Genomic DNA, 8,295 nt, shown 5'->3' with positions numbered 1-8,295 from the left:
GGGGGGCGCGTTTCCCGGGGGGGCCCCGCTCCCGGGGCCCCCCGGGGGCCGGGGCCCGGGGCCCGCCACCCCCCCCCCCCCGCTCACGGGGCCCCCACCGGGAAGCGGCTCCCACAGGTCCCGGATCAGTCGTGTGCGCCGTCCTTCGCGAAGGCGCCGGGGGCCGAACCGAAATCGCCGTTCGCCTGCGCCGCCATGTATGCGAACGTCGCATACACCGCCACGTTTTGTGCCAACGCCTTCGGGTCGATCTTGTCGAGGGTGTCGTTGGCGTTGTGGTGGTAGTCGAAGTAGTCCGTACCGTCCTGCGTGAGCGACAGCGCGGCCATGCCCTTGGCGTGCATCTGCGAAAGATCGGAACCACCGCCGCCCGGCTTGCTCGCGTCGTAGGCCACGCCGATCGGCTCGATCACCTTGGCGATCTGCTCGATGGCGCCGCGCGCTTCCGGCTTGACGCTGGCGGTCATGCGCCAGATGCGGCCTGCGCCGAAATCGGACTCGGTGCCCAGCTGGAATTTCGAGACTTCCTTCGCATGCGCCTCGGCATAGGCGCGACCGCCCCAGAGGCCCATTTCCTCGTTGGCGAAGGCGATCACGCGGATCGTGCGGTCCGGACGCTGCGGCATGTCCTTGATCAGTTTCGCCGCGGCGGCGGCGATCGCCACGCCCGCGCCGTCGTCGATCGCTCCGGTACCCAGATCCCAGGAATCGAGATGGCCACCGATCGCGACGACCTGATCCGGATGCTTGCGGCCGGTCACCTCGGCGATGACATTGGCGCCTTCATAGGTACCCGCGAAACCGACATCGAGGTCGAGCTTCAGGGTCACCGGCTTGCCTTCCTTGAGCACGCGTTCGAGCTGGTCCGCGTCGGGCAGCGACAAGGCGGCGGCCGGGATCGCGTCCTTCGGGTCCTGGAAACCGGTGACGCCCGTGTGCGGCGTGCGGCTATGCGGATCGGTACCGGCCGACCGCAACAGGAAGGCGGCGGCGCCCATCTTCGCGGCCAGCACCGGGCCACCGGTGCGCGTGGCCGAGCCCATGCGGTAGTCGTGGCCGTCCTTCTGCTGCTGCATGTGCGTCGAAACGTAGACGATCTTGCCCTTGACCGTCGCGGGATCGGCCTTCTTGAAGGCGTCCAGGTCGTCGAAGCCGACGACTTCGGCGGTCAGGCCGCCCTGCGGCGTACCGGCCGAATAGCCCAGCGCGGTAAGCAGCAGCGGCTGCGGGAACGGAGCGACTATTTCGGCATGCTCGCTACGGCGCTGCCACAGCGGGTAGCTGACTTTCTCCGTATAGACCTTGTCGAAACCCATCGCCTTGAACCTGGCTACCGTCCAGGCCACGGCACGGGCATCGGCGGCGCTGCCGGCCACGCGCGCGCCCACTTCCGTGGTCAGGCCGGAGACGAACTCGTAGCCGGTGTTGTCGTTCATGGCGCGGTCGCGCAAGGCGGTGGCGGCGGCGACGGCCTGGGCGGGAATCGTGGTGGCCTTGTCGGCGGCATGGGCGGAGAAGGCGAGCGCGAGACACGCGGCGAGCGCGTGGAGGCGGAACGTATGACGCATGGGTGACCCCCGGGGACGGAAAGGTCGATTATGGCCCCGTCATGGGGTCTGCCGGCCTAGGTAGGAAGTCATGCATGTCAGGTGGTGGCGGTCGCGACCGGCAGCATCACCACCGCGCGCAGCCCTCCATCCTTGCGATTGCGCAGTGCCACGGTGCCGCCGTGGTCGAGCACGATCGCCCGTACGGTGGCCAGCCCCAGCCCGATGCCGCCGGTGTCGCGATTGCGCGATGCCTCCAGGCGGAAGAACGGCGTGAACACATGTTGCTGCATCGCCTCGGGAATCCCGGGGCCGTCGTCGTCCACTTCCAGGACGCAGTCGTCGCCGCTGGTGCGCAGGCGCAGGCGGACGCGGTGGCCATACTTGAGGCCGTTCTCCACGAGGTTCACGACCGCCCGCCGCAAGGCGACCGGGTCGCCTTGCAGGGTGATCGCGGAGCCGGACTGCACGCTCACCTCGTGGCCGACATCCACCAGGTCGTCCGCCACGCTTTCCACCAGCAGGCGGAAATCCAGGGGTTGCCGTTGCACGCCCAGCGAACGGTCGCGGATGAAGTCCAGCGCGGCGGAAATCATCGCCTTCATCTCCTGGATATCGGCGTCGACTTTTTCGCCCAGCGGACTCGGCAGGCCGTCCAGTCGGAACGACAGGCGGGTGAGCGGCGTACGCAGGTCGTGGGCGATCGCGGCGATCATGTGCGTGCGCTCCTGCAGGAGACGGTTCACCCGGGCCTGCATCGCGTTGAACGCGTCCACCGCCTTGCGCATCTCCGGGGGCCCTTCGCGCGGTACCGGTGGCGCATGGGTGTCGGCGCCGAGCCGTTGCGCGGCTTCCGCGAAGCGGTCGATCGGCGCGGCGAGGGCGCGGGCGAACAGCCAGGCCACCGGCAGCAGCGCCAGGGCACCCAGGCCGAACAGCCACAGCAGCTCCTGCTGCAACATGTCCGGGAAGGTTTCGCGGGGCAGGGAAACCACGCGCCATTGGCCATCGTCCTGGCGCAGTCCGACCACGGACCCCGCGCCAAGCACGGCGTGCATGGGTCCCCGCCTGCGTTCGATCGCGCTGGCGATGGCGTACACGCGCAGCTTGTCGGTCGGCTGGAGCAGCAGGTCCGAGAAGCGCGCCGTCAGGCGGGCCGAGAGGTTGGCGTCGAATGTCGCCGGAGGGGAGGGCGGCTCGGCCTGCGTGACGACGTCCAGGTCGATGTCACCCGGCGGTGCCGTTTCACCGCGTGGCGGGCCCTCGCCGTCGAATGGGCGCATGGCGAAGGGCGGCATGTCCGGCTGCAACGTGGCGACCACGTCGAACAGGCTGGCCATCGGCGGGGGCGTCGGTGGGCGCACGACCAGCACGGCGAGCCCGATCGCGATGGAGAGCAACAGGGCGCAGACCGTCATCAGGAAACTGCGGGCGAAGATCGACAGGCGCGAAAGCGCGATCACAGGCGCGAGACCCTCGGCAGCAGCATATAGCCCTCGTTGCGGATGGTGCGGATCATCTCTTCCTGCGCGCGGTCGTTGAGCTTGCGGCGGAGGCGGCTGATCTGCGTGTCGATGGCGCGGTCGTAGACTTCCGCGCGGCCGCCGTGGACCAGGTCGAGCAACTGGTCGCGGCTCAGGATGCGCTGCGGGTGTTCGACGAAGGCGCGCAACAGCGAGAATTCGCCGTCGGAAAGATTGATGAAGATGCCCGTGGGGTCGCGCAGGTCGCGCCGCGTCACGTCCAGCCGCCAGCCGGCGAAGCCGTAGGGCCGGGCATCCTCGGTCCTGACCGGCTCCACGCTGCCGGAACGGCGGAGCACGGCGCGCACCCGGGCGAGCAGTTCACGAGGATTGCAGGGCTTGGCCAGGTAATCGTCCGCACCCACCTCCAGGCCGATGATCCGGTCGGTGTCGCTGCCCAGGGCGCTCAGGATGATCACCGGTGGCCCGTTGCTCGCCGCCAAACGGCGTGCCGCGCTCAATCCGTCCTCGCCGGGCATCATCACGTCCAGCACGACGAGGTCGGGCCGCTCGCGCTCGATCGCCGCGCTCATCTGGGCGGCGTTCTCGGCCGCCTGCACGCGATATCCATGACCACCGAGGAAGCTCGTGATCAGGTCGCGCAGTTCGGGATCGTCGTCGACGACGAGGATGAACGACTTCAGGTCCATGGGCATCCGTGGCTAGATACCAGATCAGTCTAAGCGCCGTGTGCCAGCCCGGCAAAAAAGCCGACACGAAGCTGACACACGAGGACAACCGGCGGTGACGCCGGCCCGGTAGCTTGAACGGGCCGTATCGCGTATGCCGGAGCCGTGTCTTGTTTTTCAATCAGTGCGTGTCCCAGCCCCCGGGGGATCTCGATGCCGGGGTGAACCGTGCCAATGCACGGCGATTCTGGCAGGGATTCGCGGAAGGGACGGCCCGGCACGCCATCGCCACGAGCACCCTGGTCGACGGTTATGCCGGCGAGCGGCTGCGCCTGGGCACGTTCCGGCACGCGCCGCACGTACTGACCGACGAGGCGCTGCCACGCGAACATCGCCAGGCGGTGCTGCTCACCCTCCAGCTCAACGGCCGTGCCAGCGTCGAACAGCATGACCGGCGAAGCGAGATCGAGCCGGGCGATTTCTGCCTGATCGACCTTTCACGGCCTTTCCGCCTGGAGATCGACCGTTCCACCGTACAGACCGTGCACCTTCCCCTGGCCGTCCTGCGCGAGGCGGTGCCGCGCCTGGACGAAGTGTCGGCCGTCGGCCTGCATGGGCACCTCGGCTCGGTGGGATACCTGCGCGTGTTGTACCAGGAGATGTTCGCGCATCCCTCCGGGCTTACCGAAGCGGTGGCCGACCGACTCGCCGACGCCATACCGCACATGCTCGCCGCTGCCCTCGAATCCATGGACGTGGCTGCCGCCGCGCCCTCGCGGCTGCGCCAGTACCACAAGCGGCAAGTGCGCCTGTTCGCCCGCGAGCACCTGTCCGATCCCGCGCTGTGCGTGGAAATGATCGCCAAGGGCGTGGGCCTCTCCCCGAGCCACCTGTTCGAATTATTTTCCGAAGACGACATCACCCTGATGCGCTGGGTGCGCATGGAACGCCTCGCGCGCTGCCAGCGGGAACTTGCGGATCCCAGCCTGCGCCATCGCAGCATCGCCCAGGTCGCCCATGCCTGGGGTTTCGGCGACATGACCCATTTCAGCCGCTGCTTTCGCGAACGTTTCGGCATGTCGCCCCGCGCCTATCGACAAACGGCGATATCCGGAGCGCGGGCTATCGTTTCCCGCATGGACGTCCATACGTCCAACGAATGATCAAGTTAAGGGGCAGTTTCCGCCATGTGCGGACGTCTTCTTAACACTAAATTGAGGTCGTGGCCTCAGTGCCACCTTTCACCACGTTATTGACGCGTCCATGGACCGGGTGGAGACGGCGCCTCGCCAAGGCGCCGGTCCGGGGACGCCGCACATCCAATCTTTCGGGGAGCTTCTCGCTGTGCTGATGAATAAACTGCAATTGATGCGCCTGAGCCGGATCAGCCTCGCGCTGGGCCTGGCGATGACTGGCGCCGGCGCGTACGCGCAGTCCACGACCGGTAGCGTCTTCGGCCAGGCACCGGTCGCCGAGGGCGAATCGGTCCAGGTGAAGAGCACGTCCGGCGTGACGCGCGAAGTCGCCGTCGGCGCAGACGGCCGCTACACGGTCGGCTCGCTGCCGCTGGGCACCTATACCGTGTCGCTCGTGCAGGGCGGCAAGGTGGTGGATACCCGCGACGACATCACCCTGCGTGTCGGTTCCGGCACCGAGGTATCGTTCGCGACGGCATCCGGCGCGGACGCCACCAGTCTGGGCTCGGTGACGGTCTCGGCGAATGCCTTGCCGGCTATCGACGTGAGCAGCGTCGACGCGCGCACGGTCATCACCTCGCAGCAGCTGGCCAAGCTCCCGCTGGCGCGCAGCGCCGAGGCGATCGCACTGCTCGCGCCCGGCGTCGTACCCGGCTACGGTGGCTTCACGGGCACCACCACCGGCGGCTCGCTGGTCTCCTTCAGTGGTTCGTCGGTCACCGAGAACGCGTATTACCTCAACGGGTTCAATACGACGGACCCGCTCAGCGGTTTCGGCGGCATCAGCCTGCCGTACGGGGCGATCGACCAGCAGGAAATCCTCAGCGGAGGCTATGGCGCGGCGTATGGCCGTTCCGACGGCGGCGTGATCAGCCAGAGCGGCAAGCGCGGCACCAACGAATGGCACTTCGGTGCGCAGGTGCAGTGGACCCCGGCTTTCGCCAGCGGCGTGAGTCCCGGCTCCTACTACGTCTCCGGCTCCAAGGCTGGCACCCTCTATCGCCGCTATTCCGACAACAAGTCGTGGCAGGCGACCCAGAGCGCCTACGTGGGTGGCCCGCTGATCAAGGACAAGCTGTTCTTCTTCGCCGCGGTGGAAGGGCAGAAGCAGTCCGGTGACAGCGTCGGGTCGGTGACGTCGTCATACGACACCAAGTACGAGTACCACAATCCGAAGTGGTACTCCAAGATCGACTGGAACATCAACGACAACAATATCCTCGAACTGACCGGCGCGTCGACGAAGACCTCGTACAAGGGCAACCTGTACAACTACGATTACGCCACGAACACCACCGGCGACCTCAACAGCTTCGACACGTCGACCAAGAACAGCGCGTCGGTCTACGTCGCCAAGTTCACCAGTTACATCACCGACGACATCACGCTTACCGCCCTCTACGGCAAGCAGAAGATGACGTACTACAGCGAAACGCCGGGATACGACCCCACCCTCACATACATCAGTGGCTCCGAGTTCCAGAATCCCGACATCACGGGCGGAAACTCGATCGTCAATTCGCAGACGGTGCTCACGGCCGCCGACCCGACGCATCGCGCGATGAGCAACAACCTGCGCCTTGACTTGTCGTGGAAGCTGGGCGACCACACGATCACCGCCGGCATCGACAACCAGAACTCGCACGACATGAACGACGGCGAGACCGGCACGGCCTGGATCTATGGCTTCGGCGATGCCGGCACGCCCATCAGCGACAGCCCGTTCGTCGCCGCGCCGAACACGGGTGCCGGCGGCGAGAACGGTTACTACGTGTCCAAGTACCTCTACAGCACGTCGGCGTCCGTGCGCGTGAAGCAGCGCGCACAGTACATCGAGGACAGCTGGCAGGTCGACGATCGCTGGCTGGTGAAGATCGGCCTGCGCAACGACCAGTTCACCAACTACAACCCGGACGGTGACGCCTTCCTGCGCATGACCAAGCCGCAGTGGGCGCCCCGCCTCGGTTTCAGCTGGGACGTGAACGGCGACTCCACCCTGAAGGTCTACGGCAACGCGGGCCGCTACTACCTCGCCATGCCGGCCTCGGTGGCGCTGCGTGCCGCCGCAGGCTCGCTCTACACCAACGAGTACTACACCTATACCGGCATCGACGGAAACGGCAACCCGACCGGCCTCACCCAGCTCGCCTCCTCGACCGGCGGCGCGGTATCGGCCAACAACGAGTACGGGCAGGCGCCGGATGCGAAGACGGTGGCCGCCAGCGGCATCCAGTCCGAGTACCAGGACGAATACCTGCTCGGCTTCACCCAGCAGATCAACAAGGATTACGTCTGGGGCATGAAGGCCCAGGTACGCAAGCTGCGCAACATCCTCGACGATATCTGCGACACCGACACGATCGCGGCGAAGGCGCAGTCCCTTGGCTACGACGTCGACGCGACGGCGTTGAACGGGTGCTACCTCTCCAATCCCGGCCGTAGCAACACGTATCGCATTCCCAACAGCGCGGGTGGTTACTACAACGTGACCGTGTCGGCCGACGAATTCGGCATGCCTTCGGCCAAGCGTAACTACTACGGCCTGGAGACCTTCCTAGAGCACCCGTTCGATGGCACCTGGCAGGCGAAGGTCGACTACGTCTACTCGAAGAGCTATGGCAATTCGGAGGGGCAGGTGCGTTCGGACATCGGCCAGACCGACGTCTCGGCGACCGTCGACTGGGATTTCGGCAAGCTCATGGAGAACTCCAACGGCTTGCTCTCGAACGATCGCAAGCACCAGCTCAAGATCTACGGATCGTGGCAGGCGGCGCCGGAGTGGATGCTCTCGGCGAACATCGCCCTCCTGTCGGGCACCCCGAAGACGTGCCTGGGTTACTACGGCGCGGACCAGAGCAACCCGGTCGGCTACGGCAGCTACTACCACTACTGTGACGGCCTGCCTTCCGCCCCGGGCGACGCCGGACGCCAGCCCTGGCAGCACATCGTCTCGCTTTCGGCGGAATACCGTCCGAAGTGGGCCGATCAGAAACTCGGCTTCAATGTGATGGTCTATAACGCACTCAACGAGTCGGTCGCCACGGCCACCTACGTTCTCCATGGCAGCTCGACGTCCGTGAACACCAACTACGACAGGGTCACGTACTGGAGCACGCCGCGCTACGTGCGCTTCGGCATCAACTACGACTTCTGATCGACACCCCGCTTTTCGCATACCAACAATAAGCGCCCGAGCCTTCCCGGCTCTCCTCCCAGGGCGCAACGATCTCCCCGGATAGGCCGCCGATCTCCCAATCGGCGGCCTCTTTTTTGTGAATGCGGGAGAAGGAGCTGGCGGGGAGTTCTGGTAGGAGTTCTGGTGGGAACCTCTGGCGGGAGATTCTTGTGGGAGCCGACTTCGTCGGCGATGGGTGCTTGCCTCAAGCCGGCCCGCTGCCGC

General features: G+C 66.3%; 5 protein-coding genes. 2 read left to right on the top strand and 3 right to left on the bottom strand.

Annotated features, from left to right (window positions below; translation table 11 throughout):
- Nucleotides 1–125 precede the first annotated feature (125 nt).
- The 3 genes from ACR9ZJ_RS10310 to ACR9ZJ_RS10300 all read right to left on the bottom strand — a co-directional run bounded on the left by ACR9ZJ_RS10310 (nucleotide 126) and on the right by ACR9ZJ_RS10300 (nucleotide 3,720).
- Nucleotides 126–1,568: a M20/M25/M40 family metallo-hydrolase gene (locus ACR9ZJ_RS10310; RefSeq protein ID WP_481281618.1), complete on the bottom strand. Its 1,443-nt coding sequence runs from the start codon at nucleotides 1,566–1,568 to the stop codon at nucleotides 126–128.
- Nucleotides 1,569–1,645: 77 nt separating this feature from the next.
- Nucleotides 1,646–3,010: an ATP-binding protein gene (locus ACR9ZJ_RS10305; RefSeq protein ID WP_481287701.1), complete on the bottom strand. Its 1,365-nt coding sequence runs from the start codon at nucleotides 3,008–3,010 to the stop codon at nucleotides 1,646–1,648.
- Nucleotides 3,007–3,720 (bottom strand): response regulator, encoded by a 714-nt coding sequence (locus ACR9ZJ_RS10300; RefSeq protein WP_481281616.1) that lies wholly within the window; start codon nucleotides 3,718–3,720, stop codon nucleotides 3,007–3,009. The genes ACR9ZJ_RS10305 and ACR9ZJ_RS10300 overlap by 4 nt, the downstream gene beginning before the upstream one ends.
- Nucleotides 3,721–3,869: 149 nt before the next feature.
- Between ACR9ZJ_RS10300 and ACR9ZJ_RS10295 the strand changes: the two genes are divergently transcribed.
- Nucleotides 3,870–4,862: a helix-turn-helix domain-containing protein gene (locus ACR9ZJ_RS10295; RefSeq protein ID WP_481281615.1), complete on the top strand. Its 993-nt coding sequence runs from the start codon at nucleotides 3,870–3,872 to the stop codon at nucleotides 4,860–4,862.
- A gap of 187 nt (nucleotides 4,863–5,049) precedes the next feature.
- Entirely contained in the window at nucleotides 5,050–8,049 is a 3,000-nt protein-coding gene (locus tag ACR9ZJ_RS10290) for a TonB-dependent receptor (RefSeq protein ID WP_481287700.1), read from the top strand.
- Nucleotides 8,050–8,295 lie beyond the last annotated feature (246 nt).

The sequence above is a fragment of the Luteibacter sp. KNZ12-1A genome (genome assembly GCF_056755675.1).
The sequence above is the reverse complement of the archived record's forward strand: the minus strand, read 5'-3'. Positions and strand labels throughout refer to the sequence as shown.